22 protein-coding genes and 1 pseudogene are annotated in these 19,270 nt (G+C 70.6%); 11 read left to right on the top strand and 12 right to left on the bottom strand.

The window, feature by feature from the left end:
• The first annotated feature begins 128 nt into the window (after window positions 1-128).
• Window positions 129-1,037, top strand: a complete 909-nt coding sequence (locus tag ACQP09_RS20070) for a hypothetical protein (RefSeq protein WP_433401633.1) — start codon at window positions 129-131, stop codon at window positions 1,035-1,037.
• A 51-nt stretch (window positions 1,038-1,088) separates the two neighbouring features.
• Here the strand turns inward: ACQP09_RS20070 and ACQP09_RS20065 are convergent, their stop codons facing one another.
• Together ACQP09_RS20065 and ACQP09_RS20060 are read right to left on the bottom strand one after the other, a co-directional pair.
• On the bottom strand, window positions 1,089-1,868 hold the full coding sequence (locus ACQP09_RS20065; protein ID WP_433401631.1) for a hypothetical protein: 780 nt from the start codon (window positions 1,866-1,868) through the stop codon (window positions 1,089-1,091).
• Window positions 1,869-2,045: 177 nt separating this feature from the next.
• A complete protein-coding gene (locus tag ACQP09_RS20060; RefSeq protein ID WP_433406677.1) occupies window positions 2,046-2,621 on the bottom strand; it encodes a MarR family winged helix-turn-helix transcriptional regulator in 576 nt (191 codons plus the stop codon).
• A gap of 100 nt (window positions 2,622-2,721) precedes the next feature.
• On the opposite strand from ACQP09_RS20060, the gene ACQP09_RS20055 reads away from it, so the two are divergent.
• On the top strand, window positions 2,722-3,654 hold the full coding sequence (locus ACQP09_RS20055; protein ID WP_433401629.1) for a DMT family transporter: 933 nt from the start codon (window positions 2,722-2,724) through the stop codon (window positions 3,652-3,654).
• Window positions 3,655-3,722: 68 nt separating this feature from the next.
• Here the strand turns inward: ACQP09_RS20055 and ACQP09_RS20050 are convergent, their stop codons facing one another.
• A complete protein-coding gene (locus tag ACQP09_RS20050; RefSeq protein WP_433406675.1) occupies window positions 3,723-6,005 on the bottom strand; it encodes a glycoside hydrolase family 3 N-terminal domain-containing protein in 2,283 nt (760 codons plus the stop codon).
• 237 nt (window positions 6,006-6,242) lie between these two features.
• On the opposite strand from ACQP09_RS20050, the gene ACQP09_RS20045 reads away from it, so the two are divergent.
• Complete coding sequence (locus ACQP09_RS20045; protein WP_433401628.1) at window positions 6,243-6,842, top strand: TetR/AcrR family transcriptional regulator; 600 nt, start codon at window positions 6,243-6,245, stop codon at window positions 6,840-6,842.
• Window positions 6,843-6,923: 81 nt separating this feature from the next.
• On the opposite strand, the gene ACQP09_RS20040 is transcribed toward ACQP09_RS20045, so the two are convergent.
• The 4 genes and pseudogenes from ACQP09_RS20040 to ACQP09_RS20025 form a co-directional block, all read right to left on the bottom strand.
• Window positions 6,924-7,487: a hypothetical protein gene (locus tag ACQP09_RS20040; RefSeq protein ID WP_433401626.1), complete on the bottom strand. Its 564-nt coding sequence runs from the start codon at window positions 7,485-7,487 to the stop codon at window positions 6,924-6,926.
• Between the two features lie 159 nt (window positions 7,488-7,646).
• Window positions 7,647-8,549 (bottom strand): annotated as a pseudogene (locus ACQP09_RS20035) (lysostaphin resistance A-like protein); the annotation flags it as partial.
• A gap of 313 nt (window positions 8,550-8,862) precedes the next feature.
• On the bottom strand, window positions 8,863-9,507 hold the full coding sequence (locus ACQP09_RS20030; protein WP_433401624.1) for a dihydrofolate reductase family protein: 645 nt from the start codon (window positions 9,505-9,507) through the stop codon (window positions 8,863-8,865).
• A 131-nt stretch (window positions 9,508-9,638) separates the two neighbouring features.
• On the bottom strand, window positions 9,639-10,076 hold the full coding sequence (locus tag ACQP09_RS20025; RefSeq protein WP_433401622.1) for a MerR family transcriptional regulator: 438 nt from the start codon (window positions 10,074-10,076) through the stop codon (window positions 9,639-9,641).
• 400 nt (window positions 10,077-10,476) lie between these two features.
• Between ACQP09_RS20025 and ACQP09_RS20020 the strand changes: the two genes are divergently transcribed.
• From ACQP09_RS20020 to ACQP09_RS20005, 4 genes are all read left to right on the top strand, one after another.
• Window positions 10,477-11,979, top strand: a complete 1,503-nt coding sequence (locus ACQP09_RS20020) for a SulP family inorganic anion transporter (RefSeq protein WP_433401620.1) — start codon at window positions 10,477-10,479, stop codon at window positions 11,977-11,979.
• Window positions 11,980-12,106: 127 nt separating this feature from the next.
• A complete protein-coding gene (locus tag ACQP09_RS20015) occupies window positions 12,107-12,724 on the top strand; it encodes a DUF1707 SHOCT-like domain-containing protein (protein ID WP_433401618.1) in 618 nt (205 codons plus the stop codon).
• Between the two features lie 60 nt (window positions 12,725-12,784).
• Window positions 12,785-12,991 carry a hypothetical protein gene (locus ACQP09_RS20010; RefSeq protein WP_433401617.1) on the top strand — a complete coding sequence of 69 codons (207 nt, stop codon included), beginning with the start codon at window positions 12,785-12,787 and terminating at the stop codon, window positions 12,989-12,991.
• 94 nt (window positions 12,992-13,085) lie between these two features.
• Window positions 13,086-13,349 carry a hypothetical protein gene (locus ACQP09_RS20005; protein ID WP_404065323.1) on the top strand — a complete coding sequence of 88 codons (264 nt, stop codon included), beginning with the start codon at window positions 13,086-13,088 and terminating at the stop codon, window positions 13,347-13,349.
• A gap of 59 nt (window positions 13,350-13,408) precedes the next feature.
• Here ACQP09_RS20005 and ACQP09_RS20000 read toward each other — a convergent pair whose 3' ends face one another.
• The 3 genes from ACQP09_RS20000 to ACQP09_RS19990 all read right to left on the bottom strand — a co-directional run bounded on the left by ACQP09_RS20000 (window position 13,409) and on the right by ACQP09_RS19990 (window position 16,223).
• A complete protein-coding gene (locus tag ACQP09_RS20000) occupies window positions 13,409-14,146 on the bottom strand; it encodes a calcium-binding protein (RefSeq protein ID WP_433406674.1) in 738 nt (245 codons plus the stop codon).
• Between the two features lie 267 nt (window positions 14,147-14,413).
• The gene (locus ACQP09_RS19995) at window positions 14,414-14,929 is read right to left on the bottom strand and encodes a lytic polysaccharide monooxygenase auxiliary activity family 9 protein (RefSeq protein WP_433401615.1); all 516 of its coding nucleotides are present in this window, start codon (window positions 14,927-14,929) and stop codon (window positions 14,414-14,416) included.
• A gap of 181 nt (window positions 14,930-15,110) precedes the next feature.
• A complete protein-coding gene (locus ACQP09_RS19990) occupies window positions 15,111-16,223 on the bottom strand; it encodes a hypothetical protein (RefSeq protein ID WP_433401613.1) in 1,113 nt (370 codons plus the stop codon).
• 207 nt (window positions 16,224-16,430) lie between these two features.
• Between ACQP09_RS19990 and ACQP09_RS19985 the strand changes: the two genes are divergently transcribed.
• Both ACQP09_RS19985 and ACQP09_RS19980 read left to right on the top strand, forming a co-directional pair.
• Window positions 16,431-16,709 carry a type II toxin-antitoxin system Phd/YefM family antitoxin gene (locus tag ACQP09_RS19985; RefSeq protein WP_380959497.1) on the top strand — a complete coding sequence of 93 codons (279 nt, stop codon included), beginning with the start codon at window positions 16,431-16,433 and terminating at the stop codon, window positions 16,707-16,709.
• A gap of 3 nt (window positions 16,710-16,712) precedes the next feature.
• Window positions 16,713-16,991, top strand: coding sequence for a type II toxin-antitoxin system RelE family toxin (locus tag ACQP09_RS19980; RefSeq protein ID WP_433401610.1), 279 nt, complete (start codon window positions 16,713-16,715; stop codon window positions 16,989-16,991).
• A 19-nt stretch (window positions 16,992-17,010) separates the two neighbouring features.
• Here ACQP09_RS19980 and ACQP09_RS19975 read toward each other — a convergent pair whose 3' ends face one another.
• A complete protein-coding gene (locus ACQP09_RS19975) occupies window positions 17,011-17,436 on the bottom strand; it encodes a hypothetical protein (protein ID WP_432147419.1) in 426 nt (141 codons plus the stop codon).
• 81 nt (window positions 17,437-17,517) lie between these two features.
• On the opposite strand from ACQP09_RS19975, the gene ACQP09_RS19970 reads away from it, so the two are divergent.
• Window positions 17,518-18,345 carry a helix-turn-helix domain-containing protein gene (locus tag ACQP09_RS19970; protein ID WP_433401608.1) on the top strand — a complete coding sequence of 276 codons (828 nt, stop codon included), beginning with the start codon at window positions 17,518-17,520 and terminating at the stop codon, window positions 18,343-18,345.
• Window positions 18,342-18,581, top strand: coding sequence for a DUF397 domain-containing protein (locus ACQP09_RS19965; protein WP_433401606.1), 240 nt, complete (start codon window positions 18,342-18,344; stop codon window positions 18,579-18,581). The genes ACQP09_RS19970 and ACQP09_RS19965 overlap by 4 nt, the downstream gene beginning before the upstream one ends.
• 22 nt (window positions 18,582-18,603) lie before the next feature.
• On the opposite strand, the gene ACQP09_RS19960 is transcribed toward ACQP09_RS19965, so the two are convergent.
• Window positions 18,604-19,128: an AAA family ATPase gene (locus ACQP09_RS19960; protein ID WP_433401604.1), complete on the bottom strand. Its 525-nt coding sequence runs from the start codon at window positions 19,126-19,128 to the stop codon at window positions 18,604-18,606.
• Window positions 19,129-19,270 lie beyond the last annotated feature (142 nt).

Raw genomic sequence — 19,270 nt, 5'->3', positions numbered from 1 at the left:
GGGGTGGGATTCGGGGCGGAAGTCGGGGTGGGCCGCAGCGGGCGTACTCCCTGCGACCACCCCCGTTGAACGCGTTCAAACGGCTCTGACACGATGGTCCCGTCGGCGCGCGCTGGGGGGATGGAACGGTGGAGAAGAAGCGGCTCTACGGGTTGTCACTGCTGCTCTCGATATGGGTGCTGTTCCTGGAAGCGGCGCTCGCGTTCGTCGTGTCCGACGTGTACGCCAGCACACAGGAGTCGCCCAACTACGGTGGCGGCTCACCATTGTTCATCCTGTTCCTGCCGGTCCTCGCCGTACTCGGGGCCTTCGTCGCGGCCGGGCTGTCCGTGGCCTTCGTCCTGCCCACGGCTTGGCTGAGCGATGCGCTGGGACGCCGGTTCGGCGGGCGCGAGGTGTGGTGGTGGGTGCCTCCGGTGGCGGCGGCCGTCTCCCTCGTCCTCGTCGGCGTCGCCGTGGCCGTGCGCGGCGGCGGGGAGCCGGGGGACATCGCCCTGGGGTGGCTGCTGACCACGGCCGCGCTCACCGTCCCGGCCCTGCTCTGGCGGTCGCCCCGGGAACGGATCTTCGGCCCGGTGACGCTGTGGGGCCTGGGCACCGTGATCCTCACCGGCGTCCTCGGGAGCGTCGCCCTGTCCACGGGCCTCCTCCAGGAGTACCGGCCGCCGACGGTGACATCGGCGGAGGTCGTCGGGCGGTGGTCCGACGGGCAGGGCGGAACACTCACCTTCGGGGCGGACGGCCAGGTCACGGCCGTCGGCATCGAGGACGACCTCCACGACAGGCGCTTCGAGGACAGCGCGGACGAAGAAGGCCACGAGGGCGGCGCGGACAGCAGCTGTACGGGGCAGGGCACCTGGACCTACGACGCGGGCGCGAGCAGCTGGGCTCAGGAGGTGGGCGTCACCGTCGACACGTGTGCGTTCGCCGAGTGGTCCGTCGGCGGGACGGAGAGCCGGCCCACCCTCTACCAGTACATCGGCGACCCGGACTCCTGGGATCTGTACAAGCTGACGAAGGTCTCAGCCGGCTCCTGACGAGCGGCGAACAGCGAACGGCGAACGACTCAAGGGGCCCCCGGCCCATCCTCAGCGCTGCTCCTCCGCGTACGAGAACGCCTCACGGTGCTCGTCGACGCTCTCGATCCCGTCGCGCGCCCGCAGGGCCAGGTCGTGGGCGAGGCGGCGGGCCAGCTCGCGCAGGACGTCGTCCGGCGTGGCCCCCTCGACGTACTCCAGCAGGCCTGCCAAGGCCTCCAGTTCGCCGGTGTGGAGTGCTACGTCGACGATCTCCTGGTCCTCCGCCGTCAGCGCCTCCACGGCGCGCCGCCGACAGGCCGTACTCCGCAGGCGGGTCACGACGTCTTCGGGCCCCGACTCCGCGTCGAAGGCTTCGAGCCGCCGGAGCAGTGTGTCCGGATCGCTGTGCGGCGCGCGGTAGAAGGGCCGCTCACCGCTGCCCGCCTCGCGCGGGTCCAGCCGTACCTCGGAGAGGAACGCGGCGACCCGTACCGGCTCCGGCGTCAGCCCGCTGCCCATCCAGCGGGCCGAGTCCAGGAGCGAGCGGCCGGAACCTTCAGGGATGTGGAAGAAGCACCATCCGGAGACGCCGCACCAGAGCAGCCCCGTCTCGCCGCCGTCGCCGAGGAGCGTCCGGCTGAACGCGGGCGTGAACTCCACGCTCCCTTCCACGTCCCCCGCGAAGTCGTCCTGGCTCGGGTCGTGCACATCCCCGTACGCCGAGACGCCGGCCACCGGAACCTCCTCGGCCAGCAGCACCTCCGCCACCGACGCCATGTAACCGCCTATCACCGATTCGAGCGCGCCCCGCAGCTGAGGCGAGCAGTCTTCGGCATCGGTGTACGTCACGGCGGTTCTCCCACGTCGGTCGCGGCGGCGGGTCCGCCTTCCTATCCGCCGTTGCCCCCATAACGCCTGTTCACACCGGGGGCCGACGCTTCGGCGGGCCCGGTTCCGCTTCCGGCTCCGGTTCCGCTTCCGGTTCCGCTTCCGGCTCCGGTCGCGGTTGCGGCTCCCGCTCCGGCCTCACGTCCGCTCCGCCACCGACTCCACGGGCTCCACCGCCGCCACCGGCTCCACCCGCGCCAACCACCCCGTCAGCAGCCGCTCCAGCTCCGCCGCCTCCTGCGGATCCAGCGCGTCCAGCAGGTTCCGCTCGTTGCGCATGTGCTCGGTGAACGCCCGGTCGATCAGGGACCGGCCCGCCGGGGTGAGCGCCACCACCCGGCCCCGGCCGTCCGCCGCCGAGCGGCGGCGGTCCACCAGACCGGCGCGCTGGAGGCGGTCGATCCGCTTGGTCATCGCGCCCGTGGTGACCATCGTGTGCGCGGCCAGTGCGCCCGGCGCGCGCTCGAACGGCTCCCCGGCCCGGCGCAGCGCGGCCAGCACGTCGAACTCGCCCTCGGACAGGCCGTGGGCCGCGTAGACCACGTCGAGGCGGGCCGTCAGGAGTCGGCCCAGGCGGTGCAGTCGGCCGATGACCGCCTGCGGGGACACGTCCACGTCAGGACGCTCCCGCGCCCACTCGGCCTGGATACGGGCCACATGGTCGAGGGCTCCGCGCTCCACCACGGCCCCGTCCCGGCCCGCACGCTCCGGCATCTCCACCCCCATCTCCGCCCCCACCTCCGCCTCCGCCTCGTCCGAGTCCTCCGGAGCGACGTCCCCAAAATTACCTTCCATAGAAGGCATAATAGCTTCCATGGAAGGTAACCTGAAATGGTCGCTGGTCACGGCGGTGGCCCCCGTGGCCTGGGGCACGACCTACTTCGTCACGCGCGAATACCTGCCCGAGAGCCACCCGCTGTACGGCGCCGCCTTCCGCGCGGTCCCCGCCGGGCTGCTGCTCCTGGCGCTCTGCCGGAAGCTGCCGCACGGCGACTGGTGGTGGAAGTCCCTCGTGCTCGGCGCGCTGAACATGAGCGGCTTCTTCGCCCTCGTCTACGTGGCGGCTCAGCGCCTCCCCACCAGCCTGGCGTCGATCGTCATGGCCCTCGCGCCGCTCTTCATGATGATGCTCGCCTGGCCGCTGGTCGGTGAGCGGCCGGGCTGGAAGCACCTCGCCGGGGCCCTGACCGGCGTCGGCGGCGTCTGCCTGATGGTGTTCACCGCCGCCGGGTCGGTGGACGCCATCGGTGTGCTCGCCTCGGTCGGGGCCATGGCGATGTCCTCGTACGGGTACGTCCTGGCCAAGCGGTGGAGCGGCGGGGTGGACGTACTCGCCGCCACCAGTTGGCAGTTGCTCGGCGGCGGGCTGCTGCTCGTGCCGTGCGCGGCCCTCGTGGAGGGCGCACCGCCCGTGCTCGACGGACCCGCGCTCCTCGGGTTCGGCTACCTCGCCGTGGTCGCCACGGGCATCGCGTTCGCCGCCTGGTTCCTCGGGCTGAAGCACCTGCCGGCGGGGACGGTCGGCCTGCTCGGGCTGCTCAACCCGGTGACGGGCGTGCTGCTGGGGCTCCTGCTGGCCGGCGAGAGCCTCTCGGGCCGGCAGGTCCTCGGCCTCGTCCTCACGCTGTGCGGAGTGGTGCTCGGCCAGCGCGCCGCCCGGACGCCCGCACCACCACCCGAGGCCCCGGAACCCTCCGAGCCCACCACGGCCACCGACCACCCCTCCCGTATCAACCGCTCACCGTGAACTCCCTCCCCCATCGCGTCCACCGCGCTCACCCCTTCACCGTGAACTCGCCTGCAACTGAGCCCACCTCACCCCTTCACCGTGAACTCCGCCCGCAGCAGCGCCTCGTCCCGTGACGACGGCCCCACCAGCAGTTCGAAGCGGCCCGGCTCCACCACACGCCGCCCCTGGGCGTCCACCAACGTGCATTCGGAGACCGGGACTTCGATCACCACCTGGCGCGAATCGCCCGGAGCCAGCGCCACCTGCTCGTACGCCTTCAGCTCCTTCTCCGCCCAGGTCACCGACGTCACCGTGTCGCTCACGTACACCTGGAGGGTCTCCAACGCGGGCCTGGCCCCGGAGTTGGTGAGCGTGACCCGCGCTCGTACCGTCTCCGTCGGCTCGACGACCGCCGTCAGCAGCTCCAGGTCGGTGTACGTGACCGTCGTGTAGCTCAGGCCCTCGCCGAACGCGAACGCCGGGCTCTGCGTGAGGTCCGCGTACCGCGTGCCGTGCTGGCCGCGCACCTGGTTGTAGTACGTCGGCTGCTGCCCCGCGTGCCGGGCGAAGGAGAGCGGGAGGCGGCCGGTCGGCTCGATCAGGCCGAGGAGCAGCTCCGCCACCGCCGTACCGCCGAGCATCCCCGGGTTGGCCGCGTACACGATCGCCGCCGCACCGAGCGCGGACGGCGGCAGCACCAACGGCTTGGAGCTGATGACCACGACGACCAGCGGCTTGCCGGTCGCCGCCAGCGCGTCGAGCAACGCGACCTGGTCACCGACGAGTTCGAGCGTCGCCGTCGACTTGCCCTCGCCGATCAGCTCGATCCGGTCGCCGACGACGGCGACCACGTGGTCGGCGGCCTCGGCGGCGGCAACTGCCTCGCCGATCAGCGCCGGGTCGGGTACGGCCGGGACGACGACCTCGGGGCGCGGCTGCCCGTCCGGGAAGAACTCGCCCTCCGGGTCCGGCCCGACGTCCAGGATGCGGGCGCCGGGCGCGTACGCCACGGTCCAGTCGGCGGGCACCTTGTCGCGGAAGCCGTCGAGGACGGTACGGATCATGGCGCGCGGCTGTCCGTCCGGCAGCCAGTCCGCCTGCCCCGAGGAGCCCGCCCAGTCGCCCAACTGGGTCTGTGCGTCATCGGCGTTGGGGCCGACGACGGCGACCGTACGGGGCCCGGGGCCCGTGGCTCGCCCGTCCCCGGGCGTCTCCAGGCCGCCCGCCAGCGGCAGCGTGCCGTCGTTGGTCAGGAGGACGAGCGAGCGGCGGGCCGCCTCCAGGTTGAGGACCGCGTGCTCGGCGCCGCCGATGAACGCGGCCTGGCGGGCGGGGTCGGGGTGGCGGGGGTTCTCAAAGAGTCCGAGTTCGAACTTGAGCGTCAGGATGCGGCGTACGGCGGCGTCGATCTCCGCCTCCGTGAGCGTGCCCTCCGCCACCGCTTCCTGGGCGCCCTCGAAGAACTTCGACGTCGTCATCACCATGTCGTTGCCCGCGCGGACCGCCGCCGCCGACGCCTGCGCGTAATCGGCGTAGATCTTCTGCTCCCACACCATGCGGCCGACGTTGTCCCAGTCGGTGACCAGCGTGCCGGTGTAGCCCCACTCGCCGCGCAGTACCTCGCCGAGCAGCCAGTCGTTGACGGTGATCGGCACGCCGTCCATGGACTGGTAGCCGAGCATGAACGTCCGGCAGCCCTCCTTGGCGACCCGCTCGAACGGCGGCAGGAACCACGACCGCAGCTTGCGCCGCGAGATGTCCGCCTCGCTGGCGTCGCGCCCGCCCTGGGTCTCGGAGTACCCGGCGAAGTGCTTGGCGCAGGCCAGGATCGCGGTCGGGTCGGAGAGCCCGTCGCCCTGGTAGCCGCGCACCATCGCGGAGGCCAACTCACCGATGAGGTACGGGTCTTCGCCGAAGGTCTCACTCACCCGGCCCCACCGCAGGTCCCGCGTGATGCAGAGGACCGGCGAGAACGTCCAGTGCACGCCGGTCGCCGCGACCTCCACCGCCGTGGCCCGCGCGATCCGCTCCACCAGCTCCGTGTCCCAGGTGGCCGCCATGCCGAGCTGCGTCGGATAGATCGTGGCGCCCTCCCAGAAGGAGTGGCCGTGGATGCAGTCCTCCGCGACGAGCAGCGGAATCCGCAGCCGGGTCTGCTCGGTGAGGGCCGCGGCCTCCAGCACCCGCTCGGGCGAGGCGTGCAGGATCGATCCCGCGTGCAGGTCCTCCACGAGATGCCGCACGCCTTCCTTGGCGTTGAGCTGGAGCATCTGGCCGACCTTCTCGGGCAGCGTCATGCGGCCCAGGAGGTCGGCGACCCGGTCCGCGACGGGAAGCGCGGGGTCGAGGTACGGCGGCAGGAGGCCCACAGGAGTTCCTTTCACGACGGCACTCCGCAGTACCGTACGCTCAATACCGACCGCTTGGTAAGTATTGGAAAGATACGTCTTCACCCCTGTGAGAATCTGAGCCGGAGCACCGGACCCACGAGGAGCGGGCTCGACCCACGCGGAGCGGCCTCGGCGGCAGCGCGGGGGCGGGGACGGGGACGGGGACGGGGACGGCGGGAACGAGAGAGGCGTTGCGATGACAGCGGGTGAATGCGCGTGACTCCGGGAACGCGGCGCGGCTACGCCAAGGGCCGGGCCAAACGGATCGAGATCCTCGACCAGGCGATGACCCTGTTCGGCGAGGCCGGGTACCGGGGCGCTTCGCTCCGCGTCATCGCCACCCGCTGCGGCATCTCCCACCCGGGCCTGCTGCACCACTTCCCGACGAAGGAGGCCCTGCTCCTCGCGGTGCTCCAGCGCCGCGACGACGTGGACGACGAGTGGCTGGCGCTCGGGGTGACCCAGGGTGTGGACCATCTGCGCCGGCTGGTGGACCTCGCGGAGCTGAACGCGAAGCGGCGCGGGATCGTCGAGCTGTTCTCGGTGGTCGCGGCGGAGGCCACCTCCCCGGACCACCCGGCCCACGCGCACTTCGAGGCCCGCTACCGTACGTCGGTCGCCAACACCGAACTGGCCTACCGCCAGGCCCGGGAGGCGGGCGAACTACGCGACGACATCGAACCGGCCGCCGCCGCGCAGCAGTTGATCGCCCTGATGGACGGCCTCCAGATCCAGTGGCTGATCAGCGACTGCGCGACGGACATGGCAGGTGTCCTGCGGGCCCATGTGCAGGCGCAGTTGACCGTACGGTTCTGAGTTCGGGCCCGCGCCCCACGCGACCCGCGGCCCGCACGCGGGCGGCTCGCCCCTTAGCCCGTACGCGGGGAGGCTCGCCCGTCACAGCCTCTTCAGCGTCCACGGCCCCCACGTGGAGACGGAGAGGAAGCCCTTGCCCGGCACGACGACCACACCTCGGATGGCGTGCTCCGCGCTGATCTCCCGGGCGATTCCCCCCGTCACCGAGGTGAAGCGCAGCCGACCGCCCTCGAAGCGGCCTTCCCACACGAACGAGCAGCGTGCGGGGCCGTCGAAGAACACCACGTCGTCGTTCCGGCCGGACAGGGTGTCCGTCAGTACGGAGAGCTCAGCCACATCGAGGGTGCGCAGCTTCCAGCGGGCGAATCCCGAACCGGTGCTCTTCCCCGGGCTGACCCGGTGGACTTCCACACGGTGGTAGCCGCTGGGCAGCATCGCCCTGCGGGCCCTGGGGCCGTACGTGCTCGTGATCTCGTCGCCGTACGACTTGTGCGTGCTCGATCTCCGCATCGCCCGCAGCCTGAACGACGTGGTCAGGCCGCCCTTGAGCTCCAGCACGACCGGCCCCGCCACCCGGCCGGAGCTCGGTATCTCGACCTCCCGCCCGCGCCACCCGCTCGCCCGGAACCGCCCCTCGTCCGCCATGGATCCCCCCTCCGCCCACGAGCCCCTGCCCATGGACCCGCCCTCATCCAACCAGGCCCCCGCCGGCCCCTGCGCCGCGCCCCAGCAGCCGCTCAGGGGCTCAGGGGCCCGCAGGGGCCGCAGGGGCTCAGGGGCTCAGGGGCTCAGGGGCTCAGGGGCTCAGGGGCTCACCCGCGCAACGCCCCGCCGGTCGGCGAGCCACGCCATGCCCAGGCAGTACAGCGGCGCGAAGACGAACTCCAGGGCCATCGCCTGCCACGGCGCGTCGGCGGCCGTCTCGGTGGAGGCGAGTTCGCCGAAGCCGGCCGCAAGGCCGAAGGCGAGGAGGTTGTTGGCGACGTGCAGGGTGATGACCGCCTCCAGGCCGCCGGTCCGGATCACCAGCCAGCCCCACCACAGCGCCGAGTAGAAGAGCAGGATGAACCCGGTGAGTTCGCCGAACCCGTGGGCCAGGGCGAAGAGGAGCGAGGAGAGGACGACGGCGGGCCACGGCGACCGCACGACCCGCCCGATCACCTGGACGAGCCAGCCCCGGAAGACGTACTCCTCGGCCGCCGCCTGGAACGGCACCAGCGCGGCCAGCACCGCCAGGCTCACCAGAAAGGCGGTCCAGCCGGGGAAGCCGTCGCCGGCCGGCTCGGCCGACTCCTCGCCCCAGGTCCACGCGAACATCACCCCGAACTGGACGATGATCAGCGGAACGGCCACGGCGGCGCAGAGCCCGAGCCACTTCCACCGGAGCCGCCCGAGGACCGAGGAGACGGTCCCGGCCGGCCGCCTGCCCAGGTAGCGGGCGCCCCACAGGACGACCGGTATCCCGATGGCGATGCCGGCGAGCTGGAGGGCCGTGTCGGCGACGGGGTCCGCGAAGAACATGTCGCTCTCCGCCGACGCCGGCCCCGCGTCCAGCACCTCCGCGAGGACGAGCCCGATCACCGAGACGACCAGGATGCCGACCACGACCAGCAGCACGACGAGCGACAACTCCCCGAGCCACCCGAACCTGCCGCCTTGCCCGTTACGCCCCTGCTGGTCGTACCGCGACCCGGCCTCGGCCCGTACGGGCCCGGCCGGCGGTACGGCACCGGGCGGCGGCCCGAACCCGTGTGCCGGCCCCTGCCAGCCCTGCTGCCAGGCGGGTCCGGGCGGCTGCTGCCAGGCGGATCCGGGGCCTTGCGGCGGCCACCCAGGCCCGGACGCCTGCGGCCACCTGCCTCCGGGCCCCTGCGGCCAGGCGGGCCCACCGGCCGGAGGCGTGGTCGAGGGCGCGGGCGGGTCCCAGGGCGAAGGCGGTGGTATGTCAGGTTTCACACCGGAGATCTTGCTGGCGCCCGGCACCCGAGGTCAATGCGGCGCGAAACAGCCTCGGGCCATCTCACTTCCGCCAGAACAGGTGGTGCGTCACCCCGCTCGCGCTGGGCACGGCCTCCAGGTGGAACCGGTCGAGCAGCTCGTCCGGCGACTCCCAGAGCCGCAGCCCGGTCCCGAGCGTCACCGGGGAGACCACCACGTGCAGGGTGTCGACGAGGTCGGCGTCGAGGAACTCCCGGATGGTGGTGACCCCGCCGCCGAGCCGCACGTCCTTGCCCTGAGCCGCCTCCCGCGCCTGCGCGAGGACATGGGCGGGGTCGCCGCCGACGAAGTGGAACGTGGTGTCGGAGAGCGTGAACGAGGGCCGCTCGTGGTGGGTCATGACGAACACCGGCGTACGGAACGGAGGCTCATCGCCCCACCAGCCGCGCCACGCGTCATCGGGCCAGGGCCCGCGCTGGGGCCCGAACTTGTTCCGGCCCATGATCTCGGCGCCGATGTTGCGCTCGAAGTCCCGGGTGAAGTAGTCGTCGAGCCCGCGGCTGCCCCCCGTATCCGTACGCATCGGCCAGCTCGCCGTGGCACCGGCCCAGGAGAACATCTGCCCGGGGTCGACATGCCCGAAGGGCCTCTCCAGGGTCTGGTCCTCACCGGCCGCGATGCCGTCACTGGAGACGGTGAAGTTCTGGACTCTCAACAGCTGAGCCATGCGTTCCTCCTGCGTGGTCGACGACGCCCGCACTGCCGGCGGACTCGGGAAGCCATGGCATCGATGCTGCCAGCCGCCACTGACAACCGGCCCGTCACCGCGCGGCTCCGCAGCGAGGAACAGGCTCCAGGTCAGCCCTGAACCGCGGCAGTATGCGAAGCGCTGTCGGTACCGGCCACGTTCTGGAGCCGGGCACGCAGGGTGGCGGCGAAGTCTTCCGCCCGGCTCAGCTGGGTGCGCAGCTCCTCGATCTTCCGGGCCGCGGTCTGCTCGTAGACGGCCATGCGCTCCAGAAGCTCCGCGCGTTCGGCCCTCTCGGCTGCTCGGGAGGCGTCGAGACGGTCGGTGACGTCGAGCAGATCGCGCATCTCGTCCAGGGTGAAACCGAGGGGCTTCATCCGACGGACGACCATGAGTCGCTGCACGTCGGTCTCGGTGTAGAGACGGAAGCCGCCCTGGGAGCGGGCGGAAGGGACGACGAGCCCGACTTCCTCGTAGTGGCGGATGGTGCGCAGGGACAGTTCGGTACGTGCGGCGACTTCGCCGATCTGCATGTGGTCGTCGTCCACGCCTGTGGCCCTCGCCCTTCTCTTCTCTCGTCGTGGCGGCCGCATCGCGCTCGACCCACCCATCCCTACTCTAACGTTAGGGTAGAGTTGCCGATGCGGCAGCGACCGGCCTGCCCCGTTGCTGCCGTTCCCGGGGCCGATGACGCCCCGGCGGACGTCCCGATTCTTGCAGGAGAGAGCGTGCGCGAGCCCATGACGCCGATCGCCGCCGCCTGCCCACCGTGATCCTTCGCGCCCCCTGTGAGCCGCCGGCCGCCCCGCCGCCCGAGCCAGGCTCCGCCCTCTCCCCTTCCGGCCCCCTGCGGGCCGTCCGCAGGTCTCCGCTCCGGCCCTGCGCGTCCTTCCCGCACGCCCCGGCCCGCCGACGGGCTGTGGCCGAGCACGACAGGTGCCTGCTCCCTTGCCCACTTCCGCATCGACTCCCACCGCACGCCTGCGCGGCCTCAAGCCCGAATGGCTGAACAACCCGAAGGTCTGGCGCACCGAGATCCTGGCCGGCCTGGTGGTCGCGCTGGCCCTGATCCCCGAGGCGATCTCTTTCTCGATCATCGCCGGTGTCGATCCGGCGGTCGGGCTGTTCGCCTCGTTCACCATGGCCGTGGTCATCTCGGTCGTCGGTGGCCGCCGCGCGATGATCTCCGCCGCCACCGGTGCCGTCGCCCTCGTCATCGCCCCCTTGAACCGCGAACACGGCCTGGGCTACCTCATCGCCGCCGTCATCCTCGCCGGAATCATCCAGATCGCCCTCGGCGCCCTCGGCGTGGCCAAACTGATGCGGTTCGTCCCGCGGTCGGTGATGGTCGGCTTCGTCAACGCCCTCGCCATCCTGATCTTCATGGCTCAGATCCCCGAGATGCACGACGTCCCCTGGGCGGTGTACCCGCTGCTCGCCGGGGGCCTCGCGCTCATGGTGTTCTTCCCGAGGATCACCAAAGCCGTCCCGGCCCCGCTGGTCTCCATCGTCATCCTCACCGCCATCACGGTCGCGGCCGGGATCGCAGTGCCGACCGTCGGCGACAAGGGCGAGCTGCCCTCGTCGCTGCCCGTGCCCGGGCTGCCGGACGTGCCCTTCACCATGGACACCTTGACCACGATCGCCCCCTACGCGTTCGCGATGGCCCTGGTCGGCCTCATGGAGTCGCTGATGACCGCCAAGCTGGTCGACGACATCACCGACACCCACTCCTCCAAGACCCGCGAGTCCATCGGCCAGGGCATCGCCAACATCGTCACCGGCCTCTTCGGCGGCATGGGCGGCTGCGCCATGATCGGCCAGACCATGATCAACGTGAAGGTCTCCGGAGCCCGCACCCGCCTCTCCACGTTCCTGGCGGGCGCGTTCCTGATGGTGCTGTGCATCGTGTTCGGACCGGTCGTCTCCGACATCCCCATGGCCGCGCTGGTGGCCGTCATGGTCATGGTGTCGTTCGCGACCTTCGACTGGCACTCCATCGCCCCGAAGACGCTGAAGCGCATGCCCGCCGGGGAGATCGCCGTCATGGTCATCACGGTGATCGTGGTGGTCGCCACCGACAACCTCGCCATCGGCGTCGTCGTCGGCTCCGTCACCGCGATGATCATCTTCGCCAAGCGCGTCGCCCATCTCGCCCGCGTCTCCAGCGTCACCGATCCCGACGGCAGCACCGTGGTGTACTCCGTGACCGGCGAGCTGTTCTTCGCCTCCTCCAACGACCTCGTCGGCCAGTTCGCCTACGCCGACGACCCCGACAAGATCGTCATCGACCTGTCCGCCGCCCACATCTGGGACGCCTCCTCGGTCGCGGCCCTCGACGCCATCGAGACCAAGTACGGGCAGCGCGGCAAGACGGTGGAGATCATCGGCCTGAACGATCCGAGCGCCGACCTCCACGGCAAGCTCACCGGTGAACTCACCAGCCACTGACTCCGGCCGACTCCGCACATCGCCACGGCACGCAGACAGCCGACGCGCGCGGACCCGGCATCGCGCGGCCCCGGCAACGCACGCAGCCCCGGTTCGCCGGTCCACCCGCCTGCCTATCCTGGTGGGCATGACAGCCCATCAGCCTCCCGAGCCCTCCCCGCGCCCTGCCGTCGCCCCAGGAGACCTCCGGGCCTCCCACGACGACCGGGAGGCGGTGGTGGAGCGGTTGCGTGATGCGGCGGCCGAGGGGCGCATCGATCTCGACGAGCTGGACGCGCGGCTGGAGCAGGCGCTGACGTCCAGGACCTACGCCGAGCTGGCCGTCCTGACCGCCGACCTGCCGGGCCCGCCCGCCCCGACGAACCAGCCGCCGTTGGTGGTCACGGGCGGCACGTTCGGCGCTTCGCGGGGCCCCGAGCGCTGGGAGGTCCCCGGCCACGTGACCGCTCACGGAGGCGTGGGAGGCGTGACACTCGACTTCACCCGCGTCGAGTGCCGGCTCACGGAGGTCGCGGTGGAGGCGTACGGAGAGATCTCCGGCGTCACGATCATCATCCCCGACACCTGGGCCGCGGACACCAGCGGCATGAACCCCGGCTTCGGCGGCCTCAAGGACGACACCACCCCCGACCGGCTCCCGGGGACCCCCCTGATCCGGCTCACCGGAACCGGCGGCACGGGAGGCGTGGTCATTCGCCACCCCAACCAACGAGAACGACGCAAGCTCCGCAGCAACCCGACGTAGGCCTGGGGTCAGTCGACAGTCGGCAGAATTGGTCTGTACCTGTCGGGGCAAGAGAATGACATGAGCGATGACACCACCTCCATCACCGTCGAACTGCACGGCGGGCCACTGGACGGCCAAGCCACGACCGTGACCCTCACGGATGAGGATCCCTGGGTCGCGCTTCCCAACGACGGTTGCACTTTCCCGGGCGGCAGCAGCCTCTACGCTCCCGACCCCGCCGGCCGCTGGGTCTGGCAGGACGACCAGCCGGCCGACGCCCCGTGACCGAATTCCGCTGACCACAGAAGCTGACCGCGGAAGCTCACCAACGAAGAGGGAGCGGAGCGATGGAGAACGGCAGCCCTCGGAGGAGGACGCCATGGACCGCGTCCGTATGACAGGTGCATGGCTGGCCGATCTCACAGCGGCCTTGCTGTGCAGGGAGGAGGAGGTGCTCCTGGGAGTTCTTCAGCGACCCGACTATCCGGCGCTCGTGTCGTGTCCGGTCTGCGACGAGCCGCCGGAAAGCGTCGTGTCGCGCGTCGAGGACCCGGGCATCGACGGACACCCGGCGGTCGTCGTGGACTTCAAGCCCTGCCGACACGGGGTGTGGGTGCCCGCCGACGCATCGCGAGCGGCCTGATCGCTGGACGCCACGCCGTACGGTCCCGAGGTGCGGACCGGAGGTCCGTCCGGTGCGGCCTACGGAAGAACGATGTTCCGGCCGGGGCCACCTTCGGCCTTGTCCTTTCCGGAGCCGCCGACGAGCAGGTCGTTGCCGCCCTCGCCGTGCAGCATGTCGTCGCCGGAGCCGCCGAGGAGGACGTCGTTGCCGTCGCCACCCATGACGTGGTCGTCGCCCGGGCCCGCGTACACGAGGTCCCGGCCGCCGTAGCCCTCGATCATGTCCGCGCCCCGGCCGCCGTACATCCGCTGGTCGCCGTCGTCGCCCATCAGGTGGTCCATGCCGTCGCCGCCGTCCAGGACGACGCGCCCCATGACCATGTCGTCGCCCTCGTCACCCCGGACCGTGTGGGCGGTGTGTGCGTGCAGGGTGTCATCGCCGGGGCCACCACTGACGGTGGCCACGGCCAGGTCACTGGTGGCGATCTCGTCGTCGCCGTCGCCGAGAAGGACGTCGATCCGGTCCGGCAGGTCGCTATCGGTGGGCAGCTCGCAGACCACGTACGTCTCGACCCCCGGCTCCAGGTAGGTGCAGTGGTCGCCCGGCTGGAGCGGCACGGCGTCGCGGAAGCCGATGCGCCGCACCCCGTCACCCCGGTCCATCGGGACCACGTGGAGGTCGTTGGCCTGCCCCGGGGCGGCGGTGAAGGTGATCGACTGCTTCGCCCAGTCGGCGCCGACGCGGGCCTTGGCCGCGGTGGCGGCAGGAGCCGCGACGGCCGGGGATACGGCAAGGCCGGTGGCGAGCAGAGCCATGACGGCTGCACGGGCGGTGACTCGGTGGTGGTGCACGGAACCTCATCTCGGTGGAGCGGCCGGAGGATTCGGCTGACATCGCGCTGGACTGCGTACGAGCGTCAGTCCTCCGTGGTCACTTGGGTGCGGGCCGAGTGCCGGCCCGGAGCCCGGAGCGGACGGTGCGGCATCCGCCCCGGGCATCGGCCACGGACTCGGCCGGATCTGTTTCTCTCTCTGGTTCTGCTTCCCGCCGACGGAGCCGGGGTGGCGCCGCCGGGTCGGGTGTCAGCTCACGTTCACGTCCACGCAGGCGTAGAAGGCGTTCGCGGTGTCGGCGATGTTCCAGACGGCCAGCACCTTCTGCTTGCCGGTCAGGGTCCCGAAGTTCACCTGGTGAGTGACGGTCTCGCCCGGACGGGCACCACCGTCGTTGAACTCGGCGATCTTCCGGCCGCCCGCGTAGTACTGCCAGGTGCTGGTCGCGTGCCGTGCCGTCAGCCGCCAGTTGAAGCTGGTCGTGCGGCCGACCGGGGTGACCTTCCAGCCTTTGTTGTCGTTGTTGAGCTCGGCGAAGGCGGCGTTCCCTCCGCTGCAGCTCGTTAAGCCCTTGGGGCCCTCGACGCTCTGCGGCTCGTACTTGATGGCACCGCAGGCGACCGTGCCGGCGGCGCACTGTGCCTGACGACTCGGGGGCGAGGATATGTACCCGTGCGCGCTCGCACCGCCGGCGGGCAGGGTCACGGCCAGGAGCGGGGCGATTCCCGCGCCGATGGCCACGGCCAGCATCTTCTTGCTCTTCATGACAACTCCTCTGTTGACACGGTTACTTGACTGCGCACACTCTGACGTGTACATGACATGCGCCGCTGTGCGCGACGTTCGGTACCGCCACGCATCTCAGAGGAAGCGTACCCCTCTTGGTCTAGACCAAGCCAGGGTGCGGCCTTGACCCGGCTGACGGGACCATCACCCAGAGCGGCCGCTACGGAGCACCCACCTCCGCATCCGCATCCGATACGGCTCCGCCCTCCGCGACGGCCGCAAACCGCTCCCGCCATGGCGCAGGCTCGGGAGCCGCCTCGGCCCGGGCCTGCGCATCGGCCCAGAAGGCGCGTTGCTCCTCCCGGTGACAGGGCCCACAGGTCGTGGCCCACGGAACGTGGGGCCGGAACATGTGCTCCTCACCCGGCCCGGCGCAGGCGATCAGGGCAGGTGGCGGCGGGGACGGCTCCGGCGCAGGCACGCTCTCGGGAGCGGCGGGCAACTTCTCCCGGAGCCGGTGCGCCAGGAACCCCACCGCCGTACGCACCCCTTCCACCGGCAGCCCACTGCACAGGGCCCGCCGCAGGTCCGCAGCGGTGACCCCGCGCCGCAACCACTCGGCGGCGAGCCCGGCGAGGGTACGGGCCTCGCGCACGCCGAGATGCAGTTGGCGCTGCTCGTGGCGGAGGGAGAGCAACACGCGCTCGGCGAGAGCCACTTCAGGCCCGTCGGGAGGCTCCTCCGAGAGCCCCTCGGAGGGTTCCTCCTCAAAACCCTCCGACCCCTCCAGACCCTCAGACCCCTCCGGCTCGCCCTGCTCACCCTGCCCGCCCTGCTCGTCATCGCCCGAGCCCGCTTCGGTGGGTGGGTGGGATGCGTTCTTCCCCAGTTCTTCGTCTGCGGGTAATTGACCACCGACCACCCGGCCACTCGGAGCACCGACCGTCGGAAAGTGCGCACTCGGATCGGGCCCCGTGCTCACCAGCTCGTACCCGTCGGCCGGGACCCCGGCCCGCAGCCGCGCGGCCTGGTCGTCCGTCAGCGGGAAGTTGGAGAACACCTGCACGGTCCGCCACCGCCCACCGGCAACGGTCTCCCGCTTCTCATGGACGTACCCGCTCGCCACCAACTCGGACTTGGCCTTCTGGTACCGCCGCCCGGTCATGTGCAGGTCTCGGGCGTGCTCACTGAGGGCCTTGTCGCGATCGCCTTCGGGCAACCCCTGCACGTAGATGACCAGGATCTTCGCGTCACTGCCCAGACGCGACTGACGTACAAGGCCGTTGGAGACCTTCGTATAGCCCCGAGGGGGCGGGATAACATGCGACAGCATCGCGGGTGGACCTCTGATTCCACTAGTGGTGAAGGTCCCCGGGCCGGTGCTCGAACACCGCCGGGGGCCGCTCCATATGCGCACGCGTCACCCACATGCACACACAGAACGTGATGTCACGATTACGGTACCGCAACCTGAGGACTCAGATCTGCCTACTATTGCACCCGAGGCGCACAACAGATGTACATCTGATACATTCAGGCCATGAGTGAGCCTGTGATCGCATCCATGGCCGAGGTCCGCAAGCATCTCGCGGACGTCATAGACCGCGCCCGCCGCGAGGAAACGCCTACGATCATCACGCGCCGAGGCAAGAGCGAAGCGGTCCTGGTCGACATCGACGAGTACCGCCGCCTCCGCGAAGCCGCCGAACGGTACGAGGATGAATGGCTCAACCGCCTCGCCGACCAAGCCGAGGCCGAGGGCACCGAAGGGTCCGTATCCATGGAGGAGATGGCCGCACTCCTCCGGTCGGCCAACTGACCCATGGGCCACGCCACGCGTTTCACAGCCCCAGCTCAGCGCAGCCTTCTGAAGATCCCTCTGCCGGACGCCAGGCGCATCCTCGGCCGCCTGGCGGACCTGCAGAAGGCACTGGACGCAGGCGACCTCTCCGAGTTCGACGTCAAACCGCTTCAGGGCCACCATGCCCGTTGGCGCCTCCGCGTGGGCAACCACCGGGCCGTCTACACAGTCGAGGACGGCCGGCTCATCGTCTGGGTGCTCGCGATCGGCCATCGGCGCGAGGTCTATCGCCACCCCTGAACACGCCGAACCACGCCGGTCACTCCTTCACCGCGCACCCCGCCCGCAGCCAGGCCATCTCGTGCAGCAGCGCGACATCCACGAACGGCTCCTCCGCCGTGGGCCGCGACCTCCAGTCCAGCGGCCAGGTCGCGCCGTCCAGCGCAGGCACCCCCACGAAGGCGTCGCCCCGCGCGCTCCGGCTCATCGCCTCCACCCCGGGCGGCCACCGGTGCCCGGCCGCCGTACCGGGCGCGAGGAGGAAGTACATGCTGCGCTCCCCGACGCCCGAGCGGACGATCGGCCCGGCGCGGAAGTCGGTGAACTGCATGACCTCGTACGCGATTTCCTCGCCCAGCATGCCGATGGCCCGTACGGCGTCGAAGTGGATGCCCACGTGGCGGAGGGCGTGGCCGGAGGCGGGGATCCAGGACGGCACCGGATCCAGTGAATTTCCAAGTTCCATGCGCTCAGCTTTGCGGCGGACACGTACCGTGACCAGGGTCACAAGCAGGTTGTGAACAGTGGTGTACAGACGAGGTGACCCGTGCACTCCAGTGATCAGGCCGAGACGGCCGCCGCGATGTTCGGCCTGCTGCTCCGGCATTTCCGGGAGCGGGCCGGGCTGTCGCAGGAGCAGTTGGGCAAGCGCATCGGCTACTCCAAGTCCCAAGTGGCGATGGTGGAACGGGGCGCGCGACCGCCGAAGGGCGTCTTCGTGCAACGGGCGGATGAGGTGCTGGGTGCACAAGGTGCACTGATCGTCGCGGCACCGAAGCCGCCGAAGCAGACAGAGCAGCGCAATCCACTGCCGGGCTGGTTCACACCGTTTGCGGACGAGGAAGCCAGAGCCACAGTTCGGCATGCCTACGAGACTCACGTAATCCCTGGACTGCTCCAGACCGAAGCGTATGCACGGGCAGTTCTCGCTGGGCAGTACCCGGCTTTCGATGACGACGAGATCGAAGAGAAGCTCGCCAGCCGGTTGGCTCGCCAGAGCCTGCTCTCTCGCAGGCCCCTGCCGGACATCAGCTTCGTACTGGAGATGGCCGCGCTCACCCGGCCGATCGGCGGCCGGCGGGTTCGCAAGGCGCAACTGCACCACCTCGCGTCACTGGCCCAGTTGCGGCATGTCCAGATTCAGTTGATGCCGGAGGACGTGGAGAACCACCCGGCTCTGGACGGACCATTCGTTCTTCTGGAGAACGCGGAGCGTCATCGGATGGCCTACATCGAAGGCCAAGGGGGCAGCTTTTTCGTCACCCAACAGCCCGACCTAGGGAACCTGTTCGGAAAGTATGGACTGCTGCGGGCACAGGCATACACTCCGGACAGGACTCAGGAGAAGATCGAGAAGATGGCAGAGGAACTATGAGCACCGACCTCCACTGGTTCAAGTCCACCTACAGCGGGAACCAGGGCGGCGACTGCGTAGAGGTGGCGCTCACCTGGTCCAAGTCCACCTACAGCGGCAGCGAGGGCGGCGACTGCATCGAGGTCGCCACCTGCCCCCACACCATCCACGTCCGCGACTCCAAGGACCTCACCGTCCCCCCGCTCGCCGTCTCCCCCACCACCTGGACGTCCTTCGTGGAGTTCGCCGCCTCCTGAGTGCCCCAGGCCCAGCGCGCGGTCACGCGAACGACGGCCACCGGGCGGCGGCCCATTCCCGCCAGCCCGCCCACCCCGGCGGTGGGCCGGAGATCGCACCGCCTTCCAGTTCCGCCGCGTCCGGCTCCTCGAACTGCGCCCACCCGTGCAGGATGTCGGCCTCGGTCATCGGGAACGTCTCCCCGGCGGCGGTCGCCCAGCGGTGGGCGATCCGGGTGCGCTGGGTCTCGGCGTCGACCGGCAGGTAGAGGAGACGGAAGCGCGCGCCCTCCGCCTCCGCCAGCCACCGGATCGCGGATCGTTCGTCCCGGGACCAACAGCCGTAGTCGACCACCACGTCGGTCCCCACCTTGACCGCCTCCAGGGCGAGCCAGAGCATGCGCCCCTCCAGCACGTCCCGCTTCCCGTCCGGCTCGGCCTCGCCGAAGAGGGGCAGCATCCATTCGTCGGGCGTCAGGCGCAGCGCGCCGTGCTCCTCGGCTAGCTGCCGGGCTCTCGTGGTCTTTCCGGCCCCTGGCAGGCCGACCATCAGGAACAACGTGGTCACGCGCAGATCGTGTCAGGAGGTCGGGACGGACCACCACCGCCTTTCCGGGCTGACCACGGGCGGAGGTCCGGCCGCGCGGTGCCGATCCAAAATTCTCCGCGCGGATCCGAACGCCTTGCGATCATGCCGCCACGGGAACACA

Origin of the sequence: Streptomyces sp. CA-146814 (assembly GCF_050942385.1) — a bacterium.
In the GTDB taxonomy this organism is placed as follows: domain Bacteria; phylum Actinomycetota; class Actinomycetes; order Streptomycetales; family Streptomycetaceae; genus Streptomyces.
The sequence above is the reverse complement of the archived record's forward strand: the minus strand, read 5'-3'. Positions and strand labels throughout refer to the sequence as shown.

What these genes read in the sequence shown, in the direction of transcription:
- ACQP09_RS19995 (WP_433401615.1), bottom strand. Translation starts at nt 14,929, where the DNA reads ATGAAGAGCAAGAAGATGCTGGCCGTGGCCATCGGCGCGGGAATCGCC.
- ACQP09_RS20055 (WP_433401629.1), top strand. Translation starts at nt 2,722, where the DNA reads ATGGAAGGTAACCTGAAATGGTCGCTGGTCACGGCGGTGGCCCCCGTG.
- ACQP09_RS19985 (WP_380959497.1), top strand. Translation starts at nt 16,431, where the DNA reads ATGAGTGAGCCTGTGATCGCATCCATGGCCGAGGTCCGCAAGCATCTC.
- ACQP09_RS19965 (WP_433401606.1), top strand. Translation starts at nt 18,342, where the DNA reads ATGAGCACCGACCTCCACTGGTTCAAGTCCACCTACAGCGGGAACCAG.
- ACQP09_RS20000 (WP_433406674.1), bottom strand. Translation starts at nt 14,146, where the DNA reads ATGGCTCTGCTCGCCACCGGCCTTGCCGTATCCCCGGCCGTCGCGGCT.
- ACQP09_RS20060 (WP_433406677.1), bottom strand. Translation starts at nt 2,621, where the DNA reads ATGCCGGAGCGTGCGGGCCGGGACGGGGCCGTGGTGGAGCGCGGAGCC.
- ACQP09_RS20030 (WP_433401624.1), bottom strand. Translation starts at nt 9,507, where the DNA reads ATGGCTCAGCTGTTGAGAGTCCAGAACTTCACCGTCTCCAGTGACGGC.
- ACQP09_RS20005 (WP_404065323.1), top strand. Translation starts at nt 13,086, where the DNA reads ATGGACCGCGTCCGTATGACAGGTGCATGGCTGGCCGATCTCACAGCG.
- ACQP09_RS20010 (WP_433401617.1), top strand. Translation starts at nt 12,785, where the DNA reads ATGAGCGATGACACCACCTCCATCACCGTCGAACTGCACGGCGGGCCA.
- ACQP09_RS19975 (WP_432147419.1), bottom strand. Translation starts at nt 17,436, where the DNA reads ATGGAACTTGGAAATTCACTGGATCCGGTGCCGTCCTGGATCCCCGCC.
- ACQP09_RS20040 (WP_433401626.1), bottom strand. Translation starts at nt 7,487, where the DNA reads ATGGCGGACGAGGGGCGGTTCCGGGCGAGCGGGTGGCGCGGGCGGGAG.
- ACQP09_RS19980 (WP_433401610.1), top strand. Translation starts at nt 16,713, where the DNA reads ATGGGCCACGCCACGCGTTTCACAGCCCCAGCTCAGCGCAGCCTTCTG.
- ACQP09_RS19990 (WP_433401613.1), bottom strand. Translation starts at nt 16,223, where the DNA reads ATGCTGTCGCATGTTATCCCGCCCCCTCGGGGCTATACGAAGGTCTCC.
- ACQP09_RS20015 (WP_433401618.1), top strand. Translation starts at nt 12,107, where the DNA reads ATGACAGCCCATCAGCCTCCCGAGCCCTCCCCGCGCCCTGCCGTCGCC.